Source organism: Stenotrophomonas maltophilia (assembly GCF_003970865.1).
GTDB classification, from domain to species: Bacteria; Pseudomonadota; Gammaproteobacteria; order Xanthomonadales; family Xanthomonadaceae; genus Stenotrophomonas; species Stenotrophomonas maltophilia_AR.
The window spans coordinates 44,197-66,726 of the sequence record NZ_RXLZ01000015.1; the positions used below are offsets into that span (position 1 = coordinate 44,197).

At 66.8% G+C, this 22,530-nt stretch carries 18 protein-coding genes; 15 read left to right on the plus strand and 3 right to left on the minus strand.

Annotation, left to right across the window (positions count from 1 at the left end):
- Positions 1–254: 254 nt before the first annotated feature.
- Positions 255–2,678 carry a penicillin-binding protein 1A gene (locus EKL94_RS06980; RefSeq protein WP_071229171.1) on the minus strand — a complete coding sequence of 808 codons (2,424 nt, stop codon included), beginning with the start codon at positions 2,676–2,678 and terminating at the stop codon, positions 255–257.
- A 219-nt stretch (positions 2,679–2,897) separates the two neighbouring features.
- On the opposite strand from EKL94_RS06980, the gene EKL94_RS06985 reads away from it, so the two are divergent.
- From EKL94_RS06985 to EKL94_RS07055, 15 genes are all read left to right on the plus strand, one after another.
- Entirely contained in the window at positions 2,898–3,956 is a 1,059-nt protein-coding gene (locus EKL94_RS06985) for a pilus assembly protein PilM (protein WP_010484061.1), read from the plus strand.
- A complete protein-coding gene (locus EKL94_RS06990) occupies positions 3,956–4,846 on the plus strand; it encodes a PilN domain-containing protein (RefSeq protein WP_126928532.1) in 891 nt (296 codons plus the stop codon). Before EKL94_RS06985 ends, EKL94_RS06990 begins: the two co-directional genes overlap by 1 nt.
- Positions 4,843–5,520, plus strand: coding sequence for a type IV pilus inner membrane component PilO (locus tag EKL94_RS06995; protein ID WP_126928533.1), 678 nt, complete (start codon positions 4,843–4,845; stop codon positions 5,518–5,520). The genes EKL94_RS06990 and EKL94_RS06995 overlap by 4 nt, the downstream gene beginning before the upstream one ends.
- Positions 5,520–6,053 (plus strand): pilus assembly protein PilP, encoded by a 534-nt coding sequence (locus EKL94_RS07000; RefSeq protein ID WP_019659994.1) that lies wholly within the window; start codon positions 5,520–5,522, stop codon positions 6,051–6,053. Before EKL94_RS06995 ends, EKL94_RS07000 begins: the two co-directional genes overlap by 1 nt.
- Positions 6,054–6,074: 21 nt before the next feature.
- Positions 6,075–8,045 (plus strand): type IV pilus secretin PilQ, encoded by a 1,971-nt coding sequence (locus EKL94_RS07005; protein ID WP_126928534.1) that lies wholly within the window; start codon positions 6,075–6,077, stop codon positions 8,043–8,045.
- 197 nt (positions 8,046–8,242) lie between these two features.
- Positions 8,243–9,268, plus strand: coding sequence for an AAA family ATPase (locus EKL94_RS07010; protein WP_126928535.1), 1,026 nt, complete (start codon positions 8,243–8,245; stop codon positions 9,266–9,268).
- 8 nt (positions 9,269–9,276) lie between these two features.
- Complete coding sequence (locus tag EKL94_RS07015; protein ID WP_126928536.1) at positions 9,277–10,206, plus strand: DUF58 domain-containing protein; 930 nt, start codon at positions 9,277–9,279, stop codon at positions 10,204–10,206.
- Positions 10,203–10,652, plus strand: a complete 450-nt coding sequence (locus EKL94_RS07020) for a DUF4381 domain-containing protein (protein ID WP_126928537.1) — start codon at positions 10,203–10,205, stop codon at positions 10,650–10,652. Before EKL94_RS07015 ends, EKL94_RS07020 begins: the two co-directional genes overlap by 4 nt.
- The gene (locus EKL94_RS07025) at positions 10,649–11,653 is read left to right on the plus strand and encodes a vWA domain-containing protein (protein ID WP_126928538.1); all 1,005 of its coding nucleotides are present in this window, start codon (positions 10,649–10,651) and stop codon (positions 11,651–11,653) included. Before EKL94_RS07020 ends, EKL94_RS07025 begins: the two co-directional genes overlap by 4 nt.
- Positions 11,650–13,488 (plus strand): tetratricopeptide repeat protein, encoded by a 1,839-nt coding sequence (locus tag EKL94_RS07030; RefSeq protein ID WP_126928539.1) that lies wholly within the window; start codon positions 11,650–11,652, stop codon positions 13,486–13,488. The genes EKL94_RS07025 and EKL94_RS07030 overlap by 4 nt, the downstream gene beginning before the upstream one ends.
- Positions 13,485–15,200, plus strand: a complete 1,716-nt coding sequence (locus EKL94_RS07035) for a BatD family protein (RefSeq protein WP_126928540.1) — start codon at positions 13,485–13,487, stop codon at positions 15,198–15,200. Before EKL94_RS07030 ends, EKL94_RS07035 begins: the two co-directional genes overlap by 4 nt.
- Before the next feature lie 57 nt (positions 15,201–15,257).
- On the plus strand, positions 15,258–16,577 hold the full coding sequence (locus tag EKL94_RS07040; protein WP_126928541.1) for a dicarboxylate/amino acid:cation symporter: 1,320 nt from the start codon (positions 15,258–15,260) through the stop codon (positions 16,575–16,577).
- A 334-nt stretch (positions 16,578–16,911) separates the two neighbouring features.
- Positions 16,912–18,909: a transketolase gene (gene tkt / locus EKL94_RS07045; RefSeq protein ID WP_126928542.1), complete on the plus strand. Its 1,998-nt coding sequence runs from the start codon at positions 16,912–16,914 to the stop codon at positions 18,907–18,909.
- A gap of 308 nt (positions 18,910–19,217) precedes the next feature.
- Positions 19,218–19,496 (plus strand): type II toxin-antitoxin system RelE/ParE family toxin, encoded by a 279-nt coding sequence (locus tag EKL94_RS07050; protein WP_032962148.1) that lies wholly within the window; start codon positions 19,218–19,220, stop codon positions 19,494–19,496.
- Between the two features lie 11 nt (positions 19,497–19,507).
- The gene (locus EKL94_RS07055; RefSeq protein WP_014038309.1) at positions 19,508–19,813 is read left to right on the plus strand and encodes a HigA family addiction module antitoxin; all 306 of its coding nucleotides are present in this window, start codon (positions 19,508–19,510) and stop codon (positions 19,811–19,813) included.
- A gap of 88 nt (positions 19,814–19,901) precedes the next feature.
- Here EKL94_RS07055 and EKL94_RS07060 read toward each other — a convergent pair whose 3' ends face one another.
- Together EKL94_RS07060 and EKL94_RS07065 are read right to left on the minus strand one after the other, a co-directional pair.
- Complete coding sequence (locus EKL94_RS07060; RefSeq protein WP_126928543.1) at positions 19,902–21,854, minus strand: acetyl-CoA hydrolase/transferase C-terminal domain-containing protein; 1,953 nt, start codon at positions 21,852–21,854, stop codon at positions 19,902–19,904.
- 34 nt (positions 21,855–21,888) lie between these two features.
- Positions 21,889–22,446, minus strand: a complete 558-nt coding sequence (locus tag EKL94_RS07065; protein WP_126928544.1) for a flavin reductase family protein — start codon at positions 22,444–22,446, stop codon at positions 21,889–21,891.
- Positions 22,447–22,530 lie beyond the last annotated feature (84 nt).

The window sequence follows — 22,530 nt, forward strand, 5'->3', positions numbered from 1 at the left end:
CAGCTACCAGAGCCGCATCGGTGCCAACCGAGGTTGGCATCTACCAGGGCAGCGCGGGGCCGTGCCCGGCGGATGCATCGGTGCCAACCAAGGTTGGCACCCACCAACGCTTTGGTAGGTGCCGACCTTGGTCGGCACAGGGCGCCAACCAAGGTTGGCGTCTACCGGGGCTGTATCGGTGTGCCAACCAAGGTTGGCCTCTACCGGAGCCGCATCGGTGCCAACCAAGGTTGGCACCCACCCCCACCTGCCTCTTAGAAGATGTCGAACGCAGCGGCGTCGGCTTGCGGCGTATTGAGGTTCAGGTCGTAGTCGGTCAGGCGGTCCATGTCTTCCACCTTCACCCACTCGGTGGCGCCGTTGAGGGTGGCCTGGACCATGCCGCTGGGCGGTTCGTTCTGTGCGATCGGGGTGTCCTTCAGCGCGGTGCGCATGTAGTCGATCCAGATCGGCAGGGCGGCCTTGCCACCGTATTCGCGGTAACCCAGCGAGCGGAAATCGTCGCGGCCCACCCACACGGTGGTCACGTACGGGCCGCCGAAGCCGGAGAACCAGGCGTCGCGGTGGTCGTTGGTGGAGCCGGTCTTGCCGCCCACGTCCTCGCGGCCGAGCACCTTGGCCTGGGCACCGGTACCGCGCTGGACCACGTCGCGCATCATCGACACCAGCTGGTAGGCGGTGCGGGCGTCGATCGCGCGCGGGGCGGTGCGGGCATCGGGGTTGACCGGCGCGGCCGGGGTCTCGGTCTTGGCTTCGGCCTTGGCCGCAGCGGCCGGGTCCACCTTCGGGGCCGGGGCGCCGAAGTTGAAGCCGTCCACCACCTGGTTCACCGGCTGGTCGCTGCTGCCGGCGCAGTCGCGGCAGGCCAGTGCCGGGTTTTCCTTGAACACCAGGTTGCCGTCGCGGTCATTGACCTGGTCGATCAGCCAGGTGTCCACGCGCGAGCCACCATTGGCGAACACGGCGTAGCCACGGGCCACCGACAGCGGGGTCAGCGAGGCGGTACCCAGCGACATCGACAGGTTCGGCGGCAGTTCCGATTCGGCGAAGCCAAACTCGCTGATGTACTTCCGCGCATAGTCCACGCCCATGCCATCAAGCAGGCGCACCGAGACCAGGTTGCGCGACTGCACCAGCGCTTCACGCAGACGCATCGGGCCGCGGAAGCCGCCGCCGTCGTTCTGCGGGGCCCAGGTCTTGCCGCGGCGGTCGCGGAACACGACCGGGGCGTCGAGCACGATCGAGGCCGGGTTGTAGCCCTTGTCGAAGGCGGCCGCGTAGACGAACGGCTTGAAGCTCGAACCCGGCTGGCGACGGGCCTGGGTGGCGCGGTTGAACTTGTTGCCGGAGAAGCTGAAGCCACCGACCAGCGCCTTCAGGGCGCCGTTGTGGGCATCCAGCGAGACCAGCGCGGACTGGCCGCGCGGGATCTGGTCCAGCAACCACTCACCTTCCTTGGCACCGGCACGCACGCGCACGATGTCGCCGCGCTGCACCAGCTTGCCCGGGGTCTTGTTGGTCCACTTGGCAGCACCGGCCGGCAGCACGATCTCGCTGCGGTTGGCCAGCACCACGGTGGCGCTGCCATCGGCGCCGGTGCTGGCGACGATGGCCGGCAGCAGGCCGGCCTGGCCGTACATGCCGCGCAGGTGCTCGGCCAGAGCGGCGGCGTCTTCGCCGGCACCCACCTGCACCTGCTTCTCCACGCCGTGCCAGCCGTGGCGGTGGTCGTACAGCAGCAGGCCGTCGCGCACCGACTGGTTGGCGGCGGTCTGCAGGGTGGCATCGATGGTGGTGGTGACGTGGTAACCCTTGTTGACCACATCGCCGCCGAAGCGGGCAATCATTTCCTGGCGCACCAGCTCGGCCACGTAGGGGGCATCGACCTGCACCGGCGGCTCATGCGCGGTGGCGTGCATCGGCACGGCCTTGGCCGCGTCGGCCTCGGCCTGGCTGACGAACTTCAGGTCGGCCATGCGCTGCAGCACGTAGTTGTCGCGGCGCTGGCGGGCACGTTCCGGGTTGGAGATCGGGTTGCCCGAGGACGGGAACTTGGGGATGCCGGCCAGCGAGGCCATCTCGTCCAGGTCCAGCTCGTTCAGCTTCTTGCCGTAGTAGAACTCGGCAGCAGCGGCCACGCCGTAGGCGCGGTTGCCGAAGAAACTCTTGTTCAGGTACAGCTCGAAGATCTCGTCCTTGCTCAGCTCGGACTCGATCTTCCGCGCCAGCAGGATCTCGGCCAACTTGCGGGTATAACTGTACTCGGAGCTGAGGAAGAACTGGCGGGCCACCTGCTGGGTGATGGTGGAGCCACCCGGCACGCGCTTGTCGTTGGTGGTGGCCAGCAGCCACACCGCACGGCCGATGCCCATGTAGTCCACGCCGCCATGCTCGTAGAAGCGGGCATCCTCGGTGGCCAGGAACGCCTGCTTCAGGCGCTCGGGCACGTCCTTCATGGTGATCGGGGTACGCCGGGTCTCGCCGAACACGGCCATCAGCTTGCCGTCGGCAGCGTAGACGTACATCGGCTCCTGCATTTCCACGTCGCGCAGGGTCTGCACGTCGGGAAGCTTGGAGGACACGGCGTAGTACAGACCGCCCACAGCGGCCGCGCCGATCAGCGCCAGGACCAGGACAATCAGGAAGATCCAGCGCAGCCAGCGGCGGAGTCGAGTCATCGGGTTCAGATTCCGATTGCGAATTTCGTGGTCGCAGAGTATAGATTACGCAAGGTGGCGGCTGGGGTCGTCACCGGGGAGCGCAAGGGGAACAGTCAGGGGCTGCATGGTGAATCCGTGAGGGACTTCACAGCAGGGCCGTTGCCATTTGCTAAGAATACGTTATTAATGCTCGGGCGCAGGTCTTGCGTCCAAGTGCCCGTCGGCAGGGGAGAAACCGTGGGGCTCATCCCAAAAAGTCAGTCGCCGCTTGTAGGCGTCGACATCAGTTCGACTGCGGTAAAGCTTTTGCAGCTGTCCCGCAGTGGCAACCGTTTTCGTGTGGAACATTACGCTGTGGAACCTCTTCCGCCGAACGCGGTGGTGGAGAAGAACATCGTGGAAGTGGAGGCCGTGGGTGAGGCCATCCGCCGCGCGATGAACCGCTCGGGCAGCAAGGCCAAACTGGCCGCTGCCGCCGTCGCCGGTTCGGCGGTGATCACCAAGGTGATCCCGATGCCGGCCGAGCTCGACGAAAATGACATGGAAGCCCAGATCGAGCTGGAAGCGGTCAACTACATTCCGTACCCGATCGAGGAAGTGAACCTGGACTTCGAGGTGATCGGGGCGATCCCGAACAACCCGGAAATGGTCCAGGTGCTGCTGGCCGCGTCGCGTTCGGAGAACGTGGAACTGCGCCAGTCGGCCCTGGAACTGGGTGGCCTGCAGGCCAAGGTGATGGACGTGGAGGCCTTCGCGGTCGAGAACGCCTATGCCCTGGTCGCCAGTGAGCTGCCGGTGTCCATCGAGGGCGTGGTCGCGCTGGTCGATATCGGCGCCACCATGACCACACTCAACGTCCTGCGCGGCGGCCGCAGCCTGTACAGCCGCGAACAGGTGTTCGGTGGCAAGCAGCTGACCGACGAGATCATGCGCCGTTACGGCCTGAGCTACGAGGAGGCCGGCCTGGCCAAGCGCCAGGGCGGCCTGCCGGAAAGCTACGAGATGGAAGTGCTGGAGCCGTTCAAGGAAGCCACGGTCCAGCAGATCAGCCGCCTGCTGCAGTTCTTCTATGCAGGCAGTGAGTTCAACCGCGTTGATCACATCGTGCTGGCCGGTGGCTGCGCCGTGCTGGGTGGTCTGCCGGAAATGGTCGAGGAACAGCTGGGCGTGCCGACCGTGGTGGCCAACCCGCTGGCACAGATGACCCTGGGGCCGAAGGTGAACGCGCATGCGCTGGCCCAGGATGCCCCCGCGCTGATGATCGCAACCGGTCTGGCGCTGAGGAGCTTCGACTGATGGCACGCATCAATCTATTGCCCTGGCGCGCCGAGCGGCGCAAGCAACGCCAGCGCGAGTTCTACGCAATGCTGGGCATGGCCGCGATCGGTGGCCTGCTGCTGTCGCTGGTGATCTGGTTCTACTACGACCGCCAGGTGAGCGGCCAGATGGACCGCAATGCCTATCTGGAAGCCGAGATCGAGAAGGTCAAGGAACAGAACAAGGAGATCGACCGCCTCGATGCGCAGAAGGAACGCCTGCTGGCCCGCAAGAAGGTGATCGAGGAGCTGCAGGCCAAGCGCTCGCAGATGGTGCACCTGTTCGATGCGCTGGTGCGCACGATTCCCGATGGCCTGGTGCTGACCGCGCTGAAGCAGGAAGGCGACGTGCTGACCCTGGAAGGCCGCACCCAGTCCAACGCCCGTGTTTCGGCGTACATGCGCAACCTGGAGACCTCCGGCTGGATGACCAACCCGGAACTGTCGATCATCGAAGCGCGTGATCCCGAGAAGGACAAGGACGGCAAGGTTGGCCCGCTGGCCGACATCAAGGCGCTGCCCTATGTGTTCGTAGTCAAGGTGAAGCTGCCGGCACAGAGTGAGGAAGTGGCCGGTACGCCAGGCCTCAACGCGGATGGTTCGGTGGCAACGCCGGCCGCGCCCGCAGTGGCACCGCTTGCAGCCGGTCCGGATGCAGCGGCAGCCGCTGCACCGGCCGCAGGCCAGCCCGCTGTTGCACCGGCTGCACCCGCACCCGCCGCCGCTCCGGTCAACGCACCTGCTGCCACCCCGGCCGCGCCGAACCAGCCGGCAGCACCGGCTGCCAAGCCTGCGCCGAAGCCCGAGGGCAGCCGCCTGGCGCAGCCGCCGCAGGCCTTCAACGCCCCGTTGCAGGGGGATCGCGCATGAGCCAGAAAATCGATCTGAAGAACCTGGATTTCAACGACATCGGCAACTGGCCGCAGAAGGCCAAGATTGTCTTCTGCTCGCTGTTGGCGCTGGTGATCATGTTCGTTGCGTGGATGCTGCTGATCAGTGGCAAGCGCGAGGAACTGGCCGGCCTGGAATCGAAGGAAACCGACCTGCGTGCTGAGTTCACCAAGCAGCAGGAACGCGCGGTGAACCTGACGCCGCTGAAGCAGCAGCTGGCACAGATGGAACAGGTGCTGCAGCAGATGCTGCGGCAGCTGCCCAGCAAGACCGAAATGCCTGACCTGATCATCGACATCTCGCAGACCGCGCTGTCCAGCGGCCTGACCAACGAGCTGTTCGAGCCGGAGCAGGAGCAGGTCAAGGAGTTCTACGCCGAAAAGCCGATCAAGCTGCGCATGGTGGGCAGTTACCACCAGTTCGGTGCCTTCGTCAGTGGCGTGGCGTCGCTGCCGCGCGTGGTCATCCTGACCATGCACGACATCAACCTCAAGCCCAAGGACAAGACCAAGGGCAACGTCCGCGGCGGTGCACTGGAGCTGTCCGGCACGGTCAAGACCTACCGCTACCTGGACGAGACGGAAGTACAGGCGCAGCAGGCTGTCGCCGATGCCGAAGCGAAAAAGAAGAACGGCAAGGGGGGCAAGAAGTGATGCGCACGTACATCGCACGCAGTGCAGTGGCGTTGGCGGTCCTGTTGCTGGCCGCCTGTGGCCGCGGCGTGACCAGCACGCCGGGTGATGCGCCGAACCTTGAAAAGTGGGTGGAAGGCGAGCGTGCGCGACCGGCGCAGCCGCTGGAGCCGCTGCCGGTGATGCAGCAGTTCGAAACCTTCGAATACTCCGCACAGGGTCTGCGCGACCCGTTCACCGATGCCTGGACCAATCCGCAGCAGGGGAATGGCGGATTGCGTCCGGATCCGAACCGGCGCAAGGAGCCGCTGGAAGGCTTCCCGCTGGACGCGCTGGACATGGTCGGCACCATTGGCACCGGCGCCGCCACCGTGGCGCTGGTGATGGGGCCGGACAAGGTGACCTACCGGGTACGCCCGGGTGGGTACCTTGGGCAGAGCGACGGGCGGGTCACGGCGGTCTTCGAGGACCACGTGGAGCTGATCGAACTGGTGCCGGATGGCGCGGGTGGCTGGCTGGAACGGCCGGCAACGCTCTCGCTTGAAGATCAATGATCGTTTACTGGGGATAGCACGATGACCTTTCACCAAGCCAAGGGGCTGCGTGCCATCCGGCGCTCTACCTTGAACCGTGTCAGCGCGTTGGGAGTCGCGCTGATGCTGGCCTGCGCTCCGGCGCTGGCCGCCGCACCGGCCGAGAAGCCGGTGGGCGCCACTGTGGCACCGGCGGCAGCGCCGGCGGGCCTGTCGGTGGCCAAGATCGATTTCAAGCGCGGCGATGATGGCGCCGGGCGCCTGATCGTCCAGTTCGACGGCCAGGGCGCGGTCCCGGACCTGCGTACGCAGGGCAACAGCGTGGTGGTCGATGTCGGCAATGCCCGACTGCCGGCCAACCTGCAGAAGCCGATGAACGTCACCGACTTCGCCACGCCGGTGCAGCGCATCGACGCCAAGCCGTCCGGTGCCGGTACCCAGCTGGTGCTCAGCACCGGTGGTGCGGTGGAGTCGCTGGCTTACCAGAGCGGCGACGAGTACGTGGTGGAGATCAGCCCGCGGCAGGCTCCGGCCGCTGTCGGTGCAGTCACCGCCGGCAGCGTCACCCAGGCTGCCAAGGCTGTCGGTCAGCGCGGTTTCACCGGCAAGCCGGTGACCTTCAACTTCCAGGACGTGCCGGTGCGCACCGTGCTGCAGTTGATCGCCGAGGAATCCAATCTCAACGTGGTGGCGTCCGATTCGGTACAGGGCAATGTGACCCTGCGCCTGGTCAACGTGCCGTGGGACCAGGCGCTGGACATCGTGCTGCGCGCCAAGGGCCTGGACAAGCGTCGCGATGGCAGCGTGATCTGGGTCGCTCCGCAGGCTGAGCTGGCCAAGTTCGAGCAGGAGAAGGAAGACGCGCGCATCGCCATCGAGAACCGCGAAGACCTGGTCACCGATTACGTCCAGATCAACTACCACAGCGCCACGCAAATCTTCAAAGCGCTGACCGAGGCCAAGGGCATCGGCGGAAGTAACAACAACAGCGGTAATGGAGGCAGTTCATCGCAGGAGGATAGTGGCTTCCTTTCGCCGCGTGGTCGCATCGTCGCCGACGAGCGCACCAATACGTTGATGATCAGCGACATCCCGAAGAAGATCGCGCGCATGCGTGAACTGATCGGTGTAATTGATCGCCCGGTCGACCAGGTGCTGATCGAAAGCCGCATCGTCATCGCCACCGATACCTTCGCCCGCGAGCTGGGCGCGAAGTTCGGCATCAGCGGCAGCCGCGACAACGTGTATTTCAGCGGCAACCTGGAATCCAATCGCCTGACCCGCGAATCCCAGGTCAAGGCGGCACAGGACAATGCCAAGGCCGAACGTGACTGGATTACGGGCGGTCGCGTCGGTCCGCCGCCGGTGCCGACGGGGTCGGCAATTACCCGTGGCCTGAACTGGAGCCTGCCGGTAGCCGCGGCCAACAACCCTGGCTCACTGGCGCTGTCGATCCTCAATGCAGGCTACCTGCTGGACGTGGAGCTGTCGGCCATGCAGGAAGAGTCGCGGGGTGAGGTGATCTCCAACCCGCGTGTGGTCACCACCAACCAGCGCGAGGCGATGATCAAGCAGGGCAAGGAAATCGGCTACGTCACCATCAGCGGCACCGGTGCTGCCGGTGGCGCCGGGTCCACCCCGAACGTGCAGTTCAAGGAAGTGGTGCTGGAACTGCGGGTGACCCCGACCATCACCAACGACAACCGCGTGTTCCTCAACATGCAGGTGAAGAAGGACGAAGTCGACCGCCTGATCGAACTGCAGGGCTACGGCACGGTGCCGTCGATCAACCGCCGCGAAGTCAACACCGCGGTGCTGGTCGAGGATGGGCAGACCGTGGTCATCGGTGGTGTGTACGAGTTCACCGACCGCAGCAGCATCAACAAGGTGCCGTTCCTGGGCGACGTGCCGTTCCTGGGCAACCTGTTCAAGAGGCGCGGCCGCAACAAGGACAAGGCCGAGCTGCTGGTGTTCGTGACGCCGAAGGTGCTGCGTGTGGCCAAGCAGAACTGAGCCCGCGCCACCCGCGAAACGCAGAAGGGCCGCCATGCGCGGCCCTTCTGCGTTTCTGCCAGTAGATCCACGCCGCCCATGTCCAGTAGATCCACGCCATGCGTGGATGGGCCGTTCAGCCGTTCTTGATGCCAATCGCAGGGCACCCTGCGATGATGTCGGGAACCCGTGCCGTCCCGCGCCGGTCAAAGGCCCCCATGAACCTGCCACCGCCGATGCCCGAAACCGTCTCGCCGCCGCCCGCGCCGGCCACCTCCCGCCTGCATGGCGCCTTCACCCAGCTGCGCGATGCCCTGTCGGCCGAGATCGTCGGCCAGGCGGCACTGGTCGAACGCCTGCTGATCGCGCTGCTGGCCGATGGCCACCTGCTGGTGGAAGGCGCTCCGGGCCTGGCCAAGACCACGGCGATCCGCGCGCTGGCCTCGCGCCTGGAAGCTGACTTCGCCCGCGTGCAGTTCACCCCGGACCTGCTGCCGGCCGATCTGACCGGCACCGAGATCTGGCGCCCGCAGGAAGGTCGCTTCGAATTCGTACCTGGCCCGATCTTCCACCCGATCCTGCTGGCCGATGAAATCAACCGCGCGCCAGCCAAGGTGCAGTCGGCACTGCTGGAAGCGATGGGCGAGCGCCAGGTCACCGTTGGCCGCCACACCTACGCGCTGCCGCCGCTGTTCTTGGTGATGGCCACGCAGAACCCGATCGAGCAGGAAGGCACCTTCCCGCTGCCGGAAGCACAGCTGGATCGCTTCCTGATGCATGTGCGCATCGGCTACCCGGACCAGGCCGCCGAATCGGAGATCCTGCGCCTGGCCCGCGAGCGCGCCCGTGGCGCGCTGGGCGAAGCCGCGCCGGCACCGGAGAAGCTGCCGATGCAGGATGTGTTCGATGCCCGCCGCGAAGTGCTGGACCTGCACATGGCGCCGGCGCTGGAACGCTACCTGATCGAGCTGGTGCTGGCCTCGCGTGATCCGACGCGCTATGACGCTGGCCTTGGCCGCCGCATTGCCTGGGGGGCAAGCCCGCGCGGTTCCATCGCACTGGAACGCTGCGCACGTGCGCGCGCCTGGCTGGCCGGCCGCGATTTCGTCACCCCCGATGACGTGCGAGCGGTTGCCGCCGACGTGCTGCGCCATCGCGTGCTGCCCAGCTACGAAGCTACTGCCGAAGGCTGGGATGGCGAACGCCTGGTGCAGGAGCTGCTGGCCCGGGTGCCGGCACCCTGAGCCTGCGCATGACCGATCCATCCCTGCACCACGCCTCCTCCGTCAGCGGCGGTGACGGGCTGCGCCCACAGTTGGCCGAACTGGTGGCCCTGCGCCGCCTTGCGCAGCGACCGCCGCCGCCACGCCGTGGCCGTGCCGGCAACGCCGGGCAGGCCCCGTCACCGCTGCGTGGGCGTGGCATGGAATATGCCGAGTCACGCGAGTACGTGGCCGGCGACGATGCACGCCATATCGACTGGCGGGTGACCGCACGGACCGGTCGTGCCCACACCAAACTGTTCCAGGCCGAACGCGAGCGGGTCAGCTTGATCGTGGCCGATACCTCGCCGTCGCTGTACTTCGGCACCCGCGTGCGCTTCAAATCGGTGCAGGCCGCACGTGCGGGCGCCGTCGCCGCGTGGTCGGCGCAGCGTCGTGGCGATCGCATCGGCGCCCTGCGGGGCAGCGACCGTGAACCACCGATCGCCCCGGCAGGAGGCCCGCGCGGCGTGCTGCGCGTGCTGGATGCGCTCACCCGCTGGTATGCGCAGCCCCCGGCCGATGACCTTGGCCTGGAGCGCGCGCTGGACCATGCCGGTCGCGTCCTGCGCCCGGGTGCACGTGTGCTGGTGCTGGCCGATCCGCAGCAGGCCATCCGTATTCCGCCGGCGCGCTGGAGTGCGCTGGCCCAGCACCATGACCTCAGCCTGGTGCTGCTGGTCGATCCATTGGAACTGCAACCTCCGTCAGCCGCGCTGCAGTTCCAGACCCTGCAGCAGCGCATCGGCCTCGACCTGCGCCGCAGCGAGGTGCAGGCCCATTGGCAGGCCCACTTCGTTGAACCGTTGCAGGAACTGCGACGCCAGCTGGGAGCGCGCCGCGTCGATGTGCAGGTGTTGTCCACCGATGCGCCCAGCGATGCCTGGCTGGCGCCATCCCCCACCGAGGTGCCGGCATGAGCGCCAACCTGCCGCTGCGCGATGTGCAGCTGCCGTCGGCGCCATCATGGTGGCCACCGGCACCGGGCTATCTGATGATCGGCGGCGTGGTGCTGCTGTTGCTGGTGGCGATGGACTTCCTGTGGTGGCAGCGCCGCCGACGCCGCCAACGCTGGTTGCAGCTGTTCGATCAGGAGCTGGCAACCACCGCCGATGCTGCTGCCGAACTGGCGGCGATCGCAGGACTGCTGCGTCGCGCTGCACGCCAGGCACAGCCCGGCAGTGAATCCCTGCGCGATGACGCCTGGTGGCAGCGCGTGGATCCGAAGGGCACGCTGCCCGCGGCACGTCGCAGTCTGCTGGCGGAAGGTGCCTATCGCCCACGGGTGGACGTCAACGATGTAGAGGCGCTGCGCAGCTGGGCGCGCGAGCGCTACCTGACCATGCTGCTGGAGCGGCGCCGATGAACCTGCTGGCAAGTTACTGGCCATGGCCGGACCTGCAGCTGGCCTGGCCACTGGCCCTGCTGGCGCTGCCGTTGCCGTTGCTGATGCGCTGGTGGAAGCGTCGTGCCGATCCCGGCGCTGCGCTGCGCGTGCCCTATGCGGCGACGGAACTGGAAGCGCTGGCCGGTGGCGGCCGTGTTGATGTGTCGTGGCTGCGCACGCTGCTGTTGTGGCTGGGCTGGTGTGCGCTGTGCATCGCGCTCACGCGCCCGCAGCAGTTGGGCGAGGCCATCACCCCACCGCAGCAGGGCCGGCAGATGATGCTGGCGATGGACGTGTCTGGCAGCATGGGCGAGGGCGACATGGTGCTGGGCGGCCAGGCGGTGGATCGCCTCACTGCCGCGAAGGCGGTGCTGGCCGACTTCCTCGACCGCCGCGCCGGTGATCGCATCGGCCTGCTGATCTTCGGCGACCGCGCCTACACGCTTACGCCGCTTACTGCCGATCTGGCCAGCGTGCGCGACCAGCTGCGCGACAGTGTGGTCGGCCTGGCCGGGCGCGAGACGGCCATCGGTGATGCCATCGGCCTGGCAGTGAAACGCCTGCGCAGCCAACCGGAGGGGCAGCGCGTGCTGATCCTGTTGACCGACGGCGTCAGCAACGCCGGCGTGCTGGAACCGCTGCGTGCGGCGGAAGTGGCCCGCGCCGAAGGTGTACGCATCCATACCGTTGCATTTGGTGGCGGTGGCAGCATGCGCCTGTTCGGCATTCCCATTTCCGCCGATCAGGACCCGGTCGATGAGGCCACCTTGAAGAAGATTGCCAGCATGACCGGTGGCCAGTTCTTCCGCGCGCGTGATACCGCGCAGCTGGTCGGCATCTATGCCGAACTGGACCTGCTGGAGCCGATCACTGCGAAGGGGCCAAGCCTGCGGCCGCGCGAAGAACGCTATGCGTGGCCATTGGGCCTGGCCTTGCTGCTGGGTGCATTGGCCTGGCTGTGGCCGGAGCGTCGCCGATGATCGCGCTTGCTTCGAATCTTCCTGACTGGAACGCGCTGCACTTCCTGCGCCCGGAATGGCTGTGGGCCTTGCTGGCATTGCCGCTGATCCTCGCGCTGGCGTTGTACCGGCAGCGCCGCAGCGATGTGTGGCGAACAGCGGTGGATGCCCACCTGTTGCCGCATCTGCTGGCTGCGGGCAAACGCCGCCGTGCACGCCAGCCCTGGGCCGTGTTGCTGGGGTGGACGCTGGCTTCGCTGGCCATGGCCGGGCCGAGCTGGCGGCAGCAGGCACAGCCGATGTTCCAGGCCAGCGCACCGCTGCTGGTCGTGCTGGATCTGTCCAGCCGGATCAATGCCACCGACCTGCCGCCGTCGCGCCTGCTGCAGGCGCGGGCGAAAGTGGGCGAACTGCTGCGTGCCCGCCTGGGTGGCCAGGTGGGCCTGGTGGTCTACGCCGAGGATGCCTACACCGTGGCGCCGCTGACCGACGACGGCAGCAATGTCGCGCTGTATCTGGACGCGTTGTCGCCCGATGTGATGCCACGCGACGGCCAGCGTGCCGACCGCGGTATCGACTGGGCGACGCGGTTGATGCGCCAGATCGGGGCATTGCGGGGGCAGATCCTGCTGGTCAGCGATCAGGCCGATGGTGAAGCGGCGCTGGCCGCAGCGCAGGCGCGCAGCCTCGGCCTGCAGGTGTCGGTACTGGGCCTGGGTACGTCCGCTGGTGCGGCGTACCGGGATGGCAGTGGGCAGATCCGCCAGGCTGCGTTGGACGAAGGCAGCCTGCGTGCGGTGGCCACCGCAGGTGGTGGCCGCTATGCCCGCATCGCCGCCGATGACAGTGACCTGCGTGCGCTGGGCGTACTTGATGCACGCGAAGGTACTGCGGCGCAGCGGCCCGGCGAGGGCAAGCAATGGCGCGATGAAGGATTCTGGCTGCTGCCACCGGTGATGCTGCTGGCGCTGCTCGCCTTCCGACGCCGCGCGCTGCTGGCAGCGGTGCTGGCGGTGGGCCTGCTGCCATGGATGAGTGATGTGCAGGCACAGGCGCCCGCTGGGCCGGCTGCGCCGCCGGCGCAGGGCACGCTGTGGAAGCGCGCCGACCAGGTGCAGCACCAGCGTCTGGCCGAAGGTGCACAGGCGTACCGCAACGGCGATTTCGCCAGTGCCCGCAAGCAGTTCGAGGGCATCGACAGTGATGCGGGCTGGTACAACCTGGCCAATGCGCTGGCCCGCCAGGGCAACTACGACGAAGCCATTGCCGCCTACGACCGCGCGTTGGCGCTGCATCCCGGCATGGCCGATGCGGTCGCCAACCGTGCCGTGGTCGATGCCGCACGCAAGCGCAAGCAATCGGGTGGCAAAGGCCAGGATCAGCAGAAGCCACCGCAGAACGGGCAGCAGAAGCAGCAGAACAATTCACAGGGCCAGCAGAACCCGCAGGGCCAGCAACCGCAGCAGGGCCAGAAGGATCCGGGGCAGGGTCAGCCGCAGCCGGGCCAGCAGGGGCAGCCCAAGGCGGGTGACGACAACGCGCCGTCGACGCCTCAGCCCGGCGAGCGTGGCCGCGATGGACAGCAGGCGCCACCGCAGGTGGAGGATGCCAAGGTGCAGGCCCAGGCTGATGAGCAGCAGCGCCAGCGCATGCAGCAGGCCATGCAGCAGGCACGCGAGGGCAAGGGCGAACAGGATGGCAAACCCGTGCCAGGTAGCGACGGCACCACTGCGCGCCAGCGCGAGGAGCAACAGGCGGTGGAGGCGTGGATGCGGCGCGTGCCGGATGATCCGGGCGCATTGCTGCGGGCCAAGTTCCAGCTGGAAAACGAACGCAGGAAGAGGGAAGGGCGATGACGCGGGCGATCAACATGCACGGGCACTGGCCCCGACAGGTACTGGCGGCGCTGCTGCTGTGGCTGCCGCTGCTGGCCTGGGCGCAGCCGCGCGCGTGGCTGGACCGCGACCGCATCGCGATGGGCGACACGGTCACGCTCAATGTCGAGAGCGACCAGGGCGCCCCCGACTTCACACCGTTGCGCACCGACTTCGACCTCAGCGGGCAGACCAGCAGCCGCCAGGTGGAGTGGAGCAACGGCAGCATGCAGCAGCGCAATCTGTATGGCGTGGCACTCACGCCACGGCGTAGCGGTGCACTGGTGGTGCCGGGCCTGCAGGTGGGCAGCGTACGTACCGCGCCGCTGACCCTGCAGGTGGATGCCGCTGCCGTGGCCGGCCCCGACAGCAATGCGGTGGCGTTCATCGAGACCGCTGTCGATGACGAGACGCCGTATGTGCAGCAGAGCGTAGGCGTGGTGGTGCGGCTGTTCTTCGCCTCGCAGCTGGCCTCCGGCGAACTGGTGCTGGATACCCCGGCAGGTGCGTCATTGCAGCGCGTGGGCGACGACCGCACCGATGTGCGGCAGGTCAACGGCCGCCGCTACAACGTGGTCGAGCGCCGCTTCCTGCTGATCCCCGAGCGCAGCGGTGCACTTCGGCTGGCCGGCGCGCGTTTCAGTGGGCGCAGTGCCGGTGGCTTCTTCGACGACTTCTTCGGCGGCGGCGACGGGCGCATGAATGCCACCGGCGCCGATCGCACGTTGCAGGTGCAGGCTCAGCCGGCACAGGCGCCGCAGCCATGGCTGCCGCTGCAGGGCCTGCAGCTGCGCTACACCAGTGCACCGACCAGCGCCCGTACCGGTGAGGCGGCCAACGTGGTGGTCGAGGCCATTGCCGAAGGTGCCACCCGCGCACAGTTCACCGACCTGCCGGTGCCCGACGTCGGCAGCGCCGCGCAGGTGTTTGCCGAACCCGCGCAGTACGAAGAGACCTTCAATGGCAGCACGCCGCGGCTGAAGATCACCCGCCGCTATTCGATCGTTCCACGCCAGCCGGGTTCGCTGGTGGTGCCGGGGCCGCACCTGCCGTGGTGGGACGTGCGCAATGGCAAGGCACAGGAAGCGAAGCTGCCGGACCTGACACTGGCTGTCGCAGCCGGCAATGGCGGTGGCAGTGCTTCACCTGCGCCGCTGCCGCCGATCGACACCGATGCTGCGCTGCCGGGTGGCGATGGCCAGGACACCCGTATCGCGGCCACCGATCCGCGCGCCAGCGGCCTGGCTGAGCGTCCGTGGCCGTGGATGGCGGCGGCCATCGGTCTGGCGCTGCTGTGGTTGTTGACCCTGTTGTGGGGCTGGCAGCGTGGCCGTCGCCCGCGGGCAGTGGCGCCTGCAGCTGGCAAGCCCTCTGTGCCGACTGTGGCGAGCGGACGTGCCGGCGTGGCCGAACTGCGCCGCGCGCTGGATGGTGAAGGGTTTGACCAGGTGGAAGCACAACTGTGTGCGATGGCCGGTGTCGAACGCATCGAACAGGTCATCGCGCGGCTTGAGGATGCAGCCCAGCGCCAGGTACTGCAGGACCTGCAGCAGGCGCGCTGGGGCGGGCAGGGTGATCTGGCGCCGCTGCGCACGCGCCTGCGCGAGGTCTTCCGTGACGGACCGCACTGGTCGGCGGCAGCGATGACCGCTGACACTGGCCTGGCGCCGCTGTATCCGCCGCGGCGAACCTGAACCGGCGCCGCTTGCGCGCTTTGTTAGAGTGCATTCATTTTTCGAGGAAACCCGCGCATGACAGCAGCTGCTGCCGACAAGAAGAAGTTGCCCCTGCATTGGAAGATGGGCATCGGCTTTGCGATCGGCCTGGTCCTGGGACTGATCGTGCACGCCCTGGGTGGCAGCGTCGATGGTCTGCAGGCCGGTGCCAAGTGGGTAATGGATTACATCACCACCCCGGCGTCGGGCCTGTTCCTCAACCTGATCTTCATGCTGATCGTGCCGCTGATCTTTTCGGCGCTGATCATGGGCGTGTCGGAGATGGGCGACATCCGCGCCCTCGGCCGCATCGGCTGGAAGACCCTGGCGTATACCGTGCTGTTGTCCGGCATTGCCGTGGGCATCGGCCTGGTGCTGGTCAATCTGCTCAAGCCGGGCGCCGGCGTGGATCCGCAGGTCGCCGCGATGATGCTGTCGGAGAACGCCGAACGCAGCAAGGAGATTGTCGCGGGCATCCATGGCACGCCGAAGGGCATGGACATGCTGCTGTCGATCGTGCCGAGCAACGTGCTGCAGGCCGCGTCTGACAACGGCGCGATCCTGTCGCTGATGTTCTTCGCGCTGATGTTCGGCATCGGCATGGTGCTGACCGACAACGAGAAGGTCGCCCCGCTGCGTCGCGCCATCGAAGGCGTGTTCGAAATCTCGATGACCCTGATCAACCTGGTCATCCGCCTGGCCCCATATGCGGTGGCCTGCTTCATGTTCAACCTGGCCGCGCTGTTCGGCTTCGATCTGATCATCCGCCTCGGTGCCTACGTGGGCGTGGTGGTGCTGGCACTCGGCCTGCACATGGTGGTGACCTACGGTACGGCCGTGTGGCTGTCCGGTCGCTCGCCGCTGTCGTTCTTCCGCGATACCCAGGAAGCGACGGTGATGGCGTTCTCCACCGCGTCGAGCAACGCCACCCTGCCGACCGCGCTGCGCGTGGCCGACCAGATGGGCCTGCCGCAGCGCGTGTCGCGCTTCGTGCTGACCGTGGGTGCCACCGCCAACCAGAACGGCACCGCGCTGTTCGAAGGTGTGACGGTGATCTTCCTGGCCCAGTTCTTCGGCGTGGACCTGAGCATCGGCCAGCAGATCATGGTGATGGCGGTCTGCATCCTCGGTGGCATCGGCACCGCAGGTGTGCCGTCGGGCTCGCTGCCGGTGGTGGCGATGATCTGCGCGATGGTGGGCGTGAACCCGCTGGGCATCGGCCTGATCCTGGGCGTGAACCACTTCCTGGACATGTGCCGTACCGCCCTGAACGTGACCGGCGATCTGGCCCTGACCACGCTGGTGGCCAAGGGTGAGTCGCACGATGGCCCGGCGCTGGGCCCGCAGCAGGACTGAGTCCGTATTCCCGCCCCCGGACTCCGGGGGCGGTAGTGCCGGCCGCTGGCCGGGTACGCGTCATCGCATGCGCGCTGCCGCTCCCACGTTTCGCGATGCGAATCGTGGGCCCCCCTTACCGGCCTCCACACCCCCGCGCCTATGGCGCACCCCCGGACTCCGGGGGCGGTAGTGCCGGCCGCTGGCCGGCAGCTTCATGATCTTCATTGAATTCTGCGCAACTGCCGGCCAGCGACCGGCATTACCGGGCAAGGTGAACTGACCCCCCGCCCGGCGACTATGGGACAATAGGCCGCCCGCACGTCCGCGGCCGCCTCCCGATTCCGACAGAACCATGACGCAGCCTACCCGTCGCCAGTTGGCCAACGCCATCCGCTTCCTTGCCGCCGATGCGGTTGAAACCGCAAAGTCCGGCCACCCCGGCATGCCCATGGGCATGGCCGACATCGCCGAAGTCCTCTGGAACGACTACCTCCGCCATAACCCGAGCAATCCGCACTGGTTCAACCGCGACCGTTTCGTGCTGTCCAACGGCCACGGTTCGATGCTGCAGTACGCGCTGCTGCACCTGAGCGGTTACGATCTGCCGATCGAGCAGCTGAAGCTGTTCCGCCAGCTGGGCAGCCACACCGCCGGTCACCCGGAACGCCACGAGACCCCGGGCGTGGAAACCACCACCGGCCCGCTGGGCCAGGGTTTCGCCAATGCCGTGGGCTTCGCCCTGGCCGAGAAGCTGCTGGCACAGCGCTTCAACCGCCCGGAGCTGGAAGTGGTCGACCACCGCACCTGGGTGTTCATGGGCGATGGCTGCCTGATGGAAGGCGTGTCGCATGAAGCGGCGTCGCTGGCCGGTACCTGGGGCCTGCACAAGCTGGTCTGCTTCTGGGACAACAACCACATCTCCATCGACGGCAACGTCGAAGGCTGGTTCACCGACAACACCCCGGAGCGTTTCGAGGCCTATGGCTGGAACGTGGTCCGCGACGTCGATGGCCACGACCCGGAAAGCATCAAGGCCGGCATCGAGGCCGCGCTGTCGCAGAGCGACAAGCCGACCCTGATCTGCTGCCGCACCACCATTGGCTTTGGTTCGCCGAACAAGGCGGGCAAGGAATCCAGCCACGGCGCACCGCTGGGCAAGGACGAACTGGAAGCCACCCGCAAGCAGCTGGGCTGGGAATACGGTCCGTTCGAGATCCCGCAGGCGATCTACGACGGCTGGCGCGCCAATGGCGCTGGCACCCTGCGCCAGGCCGAGTGGGAACAGCTGTTCGACAAGTACGCCAGCCAGTACCCGGGCGAAGCCGCCGAACTGACCCGCCGCTCGCACGGTGAACTGCCGGCCGACTTCGTTGCCAAGGCCGATGCCTACATCGCCCAGGTGGCCGCTGAAGGCCCGACGATTGCCTCGCGCAAGGCCTCGCAGCTGGCCATCGAAGCCTACGCCCCGCTGCTGCCGGAAATCGTCGGCGGCTCGGCCGACCTGGCGCACTCCAACCTGACCCTGTGGAAGGGCAGCAAGTCGGTCGCCAGCGACGACGCCAACGCCAACTACGTGTACTACGGCGTGCGCGAGTTCGGCATGACCGCCATCGCCAACGGCCTGGCCCTGCACGGTGGTTTCATTCCGTTCGATGCCACCTTCCTGGTGTTCAGCGACTACGCCCGCAACGGCGTGCGCATGAGCGCGCTGATCCCGGCCCACGCCATCCACGTCTACACCCACGACTCGATCGGCCTGGGCGAAGACGGCCCGACCCACCAGCCGGTGGAGCACCTGGCCTCGCTGCGCTACATCCCGAACAACGATGTGTGGCGTCCGTGTGATGCGGTCGAGTCGGCGGTGAGCTGGAAGGCCGCGATCACCCGCCAGGACGGCCCGAGCTGCCTGGTGTTCAGCCGCCAGAACCTGCCGCACCAGCCGCGCAACGCCGAGCAGATCGCCCAGATCGAGCGCGGTGGCTACGTGCTGGCCGATGCTGCTGGTACCCCGGACGTGATCCTGATCGCCACCGGTTCGGAAGTCTCGCTGGCCACCGAAGCCAAGGCCCAGCTGGACGCGGCCGGCCTCAAGACCCGCGTGGTCTCGATGCCGTCCACCGACGTTTTCCTGCGCCAGGATGCGGCCTACCGTGAATCGGTGCTGCCGAACGCCGTGCGCAAGCGCGTGGCCGTGGAAGCCGGCGTCACCGGTTTCTGGCGCCAGTTCGTTGGCCTGGACGGTGCCGTGATCGGTATCGATACCTTCGGTGCCTCGGCCCCGGCCGACCAGCTGTACAAGCACTTCGGCATCACCACCGCCCACGTGGTGGAAGCGGCCAAGTCGCTGTAAACAGCATCGCGACGTAAAGCAGGAAAGGCCGGCGCACGCCGGCCTTTTCTTTGCCGCAGGAAAAAGGGGACGGAGGGGATTAAGTCGTTTGTGCACATGCGACTTAATCCCCTCCATCCCCTTTTCCTTTGTCCGGCACGCTCCGCTCGGCGGTGCTGCTGTCGCGTTGGCCTCTTCATCTGACCTGCGATGTCTGCGAAAAGGAGGGCTGCCGAGGCTCCCTCAGAAGTAGGCATGGACAGCAAAAGCGGCGCGAAAACCCATGGCGTATTTGCGATGTGTAAGGTGTTGCCTTACACTGGTGGCGCATGATCGTCAGCTTCAGGCACAAGGGCCTGAAAGCGCTCTATGAGCGGGGCGACATTTCGGGAGTCCGTGCTGATCATGTGGCTCGGTTGCGACGTCTACTTCTGCAGCTGGATCAGGCCCGGCTGCCTGGAGACATGGGGCTGCCCGGAAATCGCCTGCACCCCCTGCGCGGAAGCTATAGCGGCTACTGGGCTGTAAGTGTCTCGGCGAGTTGGCGATTGGTGTTCCGCTTTCGTGGGCTCGACGTCGAACTGGTCGATTACCTCGATTACCACTAGGAGTCTGCTCGATGCCGTTGCATGATCCGCCGCATCCCGGGGAATCGCTGCGCGAAGACATCCTGCCGGCGATCAGCATGTCGATCAGTGCGCTGGCGCAGCATCTTGGCTATTCGCGCGGACAGCTGTCGACCATCATCAACGGGCACGCTGGCATCTCCGCGGAACTCGCATTCCGCCTTGAGCTTGCAGGTCTGGGCAATGCCCGCATGTGGCTGGCGATGCAGGCGGCATACGACCTGTGGCAGGTCGAGCATCGAGCGCATCCACCGATTGCCCGCCTGTATCTTGAGGATGCAGTGAGGATAGAGCGGTAGATCCACGCCATGCGTGGATGAGAAAAAGGGGACGGAGGGGATTAAGTCGTTTGTGCACATGCGACTTAATCCCCTCCGTCCCCTTTTCTCAGGCAGTACGCGCCAGTGCCAGCCGCAGCAGGCGTGCGTCCAGGCGTTCGGCGAAATCCTTCGGTGCCTGCAGGCCCATGCGTTGCAGGTACACGGCATCGCCGTCGCCAGCCGGTTGGCGCAGCGCTGCCCAGACGGTGCGCAGCTTGTCGCCGCGGGTCTGCGTGTTGGCCTTCAGCCAGCCCAGCGCCTTCACCAGCACCTGCTCGATCTCGTTGAAGTCGCTGCCCAGCGGATAGTCCGGCAGGCTGCCGTCGGCGCGGAACGGTGCCAGCGCCTCCGCCAACGCCTGTGGCGTGTTGCGCTGCTGGCGCTCCGGATCCGGTTGCGTGGCTGCCAGCAGCTTGCGCGAGGCCTGTGCCTGCTGCAGCAGGTCGGCCTGGAACGGGGCTTCGGTGATCGCGGTCATCGCATGCACGCAGTCCTCGTCGGTCAGTCCACGCAGGTCGGCGATGCCGTACTCGTTGAGGTAGATGTCGCGCAGGTGACGCGGGATGGTGGTATGCCCGTAGTTCCAGCGAACGTTCGATTCGCGCTGGCCCTTGTCATCGCGCGCGGCGCGGAACATCAGCACGCTGCGCGCTTCCGGCAGGGCATGTGCCATCGCCACGAAGTTATACTGGCCGCCTACGCCGGACACCACGCGTCCGTCGTCCAGCGCATCCGACACCGCCGCACCCAGCGCGGTGGCCATCATGCAGGAGTTGAAGAAGCGCGCGTGCCGGCGCTGCAGGCGTTCCAGCGTCTCGTTGCCGCCGTACAGTTGGTTGATCTCGCTGATGCGGCGCATGCCGATCGCACGGCACTCGTCTTCCGGCAACGTGCGCAGCCATTCGTAGAATTCCGGCGAGCCCAGGTAGAACGCGCCGTGCAGGTATTCGCCTTCGGCAGCCAGGGTGGCGTGGTCGATGGACAGCGTGCTGCCGTTCTCGATGCGCTGCATCAGCGCCAGGTCGTCATGCACCTTGCGCTTGATCACCCCGGTCTGCACCAGTCGGCGGAAGCCTTCGTTGAGCATCTCGCTGCAGCCGTACAGGCCCACCTCGAACGGCTCCACGCCGCCGATTTCCTGCACCAGCGGGTGGCTGGCCAGCTGCGGATCCAGCGCATGCAGCACGCGGCGATAGCGCGCGTTGTCGGTGTGGCGCAGCACCAGTGCATGGCTGAGCGCGTCGGCCAGCGTACCGATGCCGATCTGCAGGGTGCCGCCATCGCGTACCAGGGTGCTGGCATACAGGCCGATGGCGTAGTCGGCATCGCCCACCGGCTGCCGCGGCAGCCCGAACAGCGCTGGATACGGCGGCGGCGGGGTAATCACCAGATCGAAGAACGACACATCGACCGTGGCCGAGCCCCCCATGTAAGGCAGCTGCGGATCGATCTCGGCGATCAGCAACGGACGCGGCAGCCCGCGAGCGGTCATCGCATCCAGCGTGTCCTGGGTAATGTCGTTGTTGCACGACAGCGAAAGCCGGCGATCGTTCGGCCGCATCGCCACCTTCTGCACGATCACCTGCGGCGCGCGCTGCGCGACCGCATCGGCGGCGTGGGTGTAGTTCAGGCTGGTATAGCTGGATTGCGCCTGCCGCGAACCGAGCAGGGCGCCGGACTGCATGTAGAACTCTTCCACCTGCACGTGCGTCGGCAGCGCGTCGCGCGCGATTGCATCGGCATAGGCCAGGCGCGGGAAATCGTCGCCGAAGTGGCGCTGCGCGAACGGTGCCATGAAGCGCGCTTCCAGGCCGTTGCCGCGCGCCTTCGGCGGGTTCAGCGACAGCGCGGTATACAGCTGCAGCGGTCGCGATGGATCGTGCTCGACGCGTGCGTAAAGGGCATTGAGCAGCCGATGCGGCTTGCCCAGTGCCAGCGGTGCCCCGATCCGCAGCGGCCCGTCCACGCGCGCAAACAACCAGTCGACGGCGGCGTCCAGGTCGGTGAGGTGTTCGGTCATGCGCGGCGGTCCTGCGTGTGGGGGAGTGCTGGCATTACAGCATGTCGGGCTTGAACCGCCGTCGACGCGAGACTTCGGTACCGGACACCATGAACTGCCCATCGCCCCGGTAATGCACCGTGCGCGGCAGCTTCGGCCGGGGCGCGACATGGGCGTGCACGATTTCCCAGATGAACAGGTTGCTCGATTGCACCTGGCCGTCGTCGTAAAGACGGCATTCGAAGCACGAATGACATTGGCCGACCAGTGGCGCGCCGACCTTGCGCGCGGGCAGCGCATCGAGCTCGAAACGGGCGAACTTGTCGACCTCGCGGCCGCTGCAGTTGCCGATGTCCACCACGGTGTCGAGCAGCTCCACGCCGGGCACGTTGATCACGCACTCGCCGCTGCCGCGTGCAAGCGCATGGCTGTGGTTCTCGTTCCACAGGTAGGTGGCGACCAATGACGGCGAGAAGCCCATCACCATGTGCCAGCCCATCGTCATCAGGTTGCGCTGGCCGCGCCAGGCGGTGCTGACCAGCACGATTGGCCCGGGTTCGAGGAAGCGGCGGGCTTGCTCGATCGGGAAATCCTTCTTGGGCAGCGCTTTCATCCGGGGCCTGGGGCGGGAGGAATCGATGCTGGCGCAGCCGGGATGAACCTGGAGTCGAGGGGCTTGACAGGTGATTCGATTACG

What these genes read in the sequence shown, in the direction of transcription:
- EKL94_RS07010 (WP_126928535.1), top strand. Translation starts at nt 8,243, where the DNA reads ATGAACCTGCCACCGCCGATGCCCGAAACCGTCTCGCCGCCGCCCGCG.
- EKL94_RS07005 (WP_126928534.1), top strand. Translation starts at nt 6,075, where the DNA reads ATGACCTTTCACCAAGCCAAGGGGCTGCGTGCCATCCGGCGCTCTACC.
- EKL94_RS07020 (WP_126928537.1), top strand. Translation starts at nt 10,203, where the DNA reads ATGAGCGCCAACCTGCCGCTGCGCGATGTGCAGCTGCCGTCGGCGCCA.
- EKL94_RS07000 (WP_019659994.1), top strand. Translation starts at nt 5,520, where the DNA reads ATGCGCACGTACATCGCACGCAGTGCAGTGGCGTTGGCGGTCCTGTTG.
- EKL94_RS07050 (WP_032962148.1), top strand. Translation starts at nt 19,218, where the DNA reads ATGATCGTCAGCTTCAGGCACAAGGGCCTGAAAGCGCTCTATGAGCGG.
- EKL94_RS06990 (WP_126928532.1), top strand. Translation starts at nt 3,956, where the DNA reads ATGGCACGCATCAATCTATTGCCCTGGCGCGCCGAGCGGCGCAAGCAA.
- EKL94_RS07035 (WP_126928540.1), top strand. Translation starts at nt 13,485, where the DNA reads ATGACGCGGGCGATCAACATGCACGGGCACTGGCCCCGACAGGTACTG.
- EKL94_RS07015 (WP_126928536.1), top strand. Translation starts at nt 9,277, where the DNA reads ATGACCGATCCATCCCTGCACCACGCCTCCTCCGTCAGCGGCGGTGAC.
- EKL94_RS07055 (WP_014038309.1), top strand. Translation starts at nt 19,508, where the DNA reads ATGCCGTTGCATGATCCGCCGCATCCCGGGGAATCGCTGCGCGAAGAC.
- EKL94_RS07065 (WP_126928544.1), bottom strand. Translation starts at nt 22,446, where the DNA reads ATGAAAGCGCTGCCCAAGAAGGATTTCCCGATCGAGCAAGCCCGCCGC.
- EKL94_RS07030 (WP_126928539.1), top strand. Translation starts at nt 11,650, where the DNA reads ATGATCGCGCTTGCTTCGAATCTTCCTGACTGGAACGCGCTGCACTTC.
- EKL94_RS06980 (WP_071229171.1), bottom strand. Translation starts at nt 2,678, where the DNA reads ATGACTCGACTCCGCCGCTGGCTGCGCTGGATCTTCCTGATTGTCCTG.
- EKL94_RS07040 (WP_126928541.1), top strand. Translation starts at nt 15,258, where the DNA reads ATGACAGCAGCTGCTGCCGACAAGAAGAAGTTGCCCCTGCATTGGAAG.
- EKL94_RS07025 (WP_126928538.1), top strand. Translation starts at nt 10,649, where the DNA reads ATGAACCTGCTGGCAAGTTACTGGCCATGGCCGGACCTGCAGCTGGCC.
- tkt (WP_126928542.1), top strand. Translation starts at nt 16,912, where the DNA reads ATGACGCAGCCTACCCGTCGCCAGTTGGCCAACGCCATCCGCTTCCTT.
- EKL94_RS06995 (WP_126928533.1), top strand. Translation starts at nt 4,843, where the DNA reads ATGAGCCAGAAAATCGATCTGAAGAACCTGGATTTCAACGACATCGGC.
- EKL94_RS07060 (WP_126928543.1), bottom strand. Translation starts at nt 21,854, where the DNA reads ATGACCGAACACCTCACCGACCTGGACGCCGCCGTCGACTGGTTGTTT.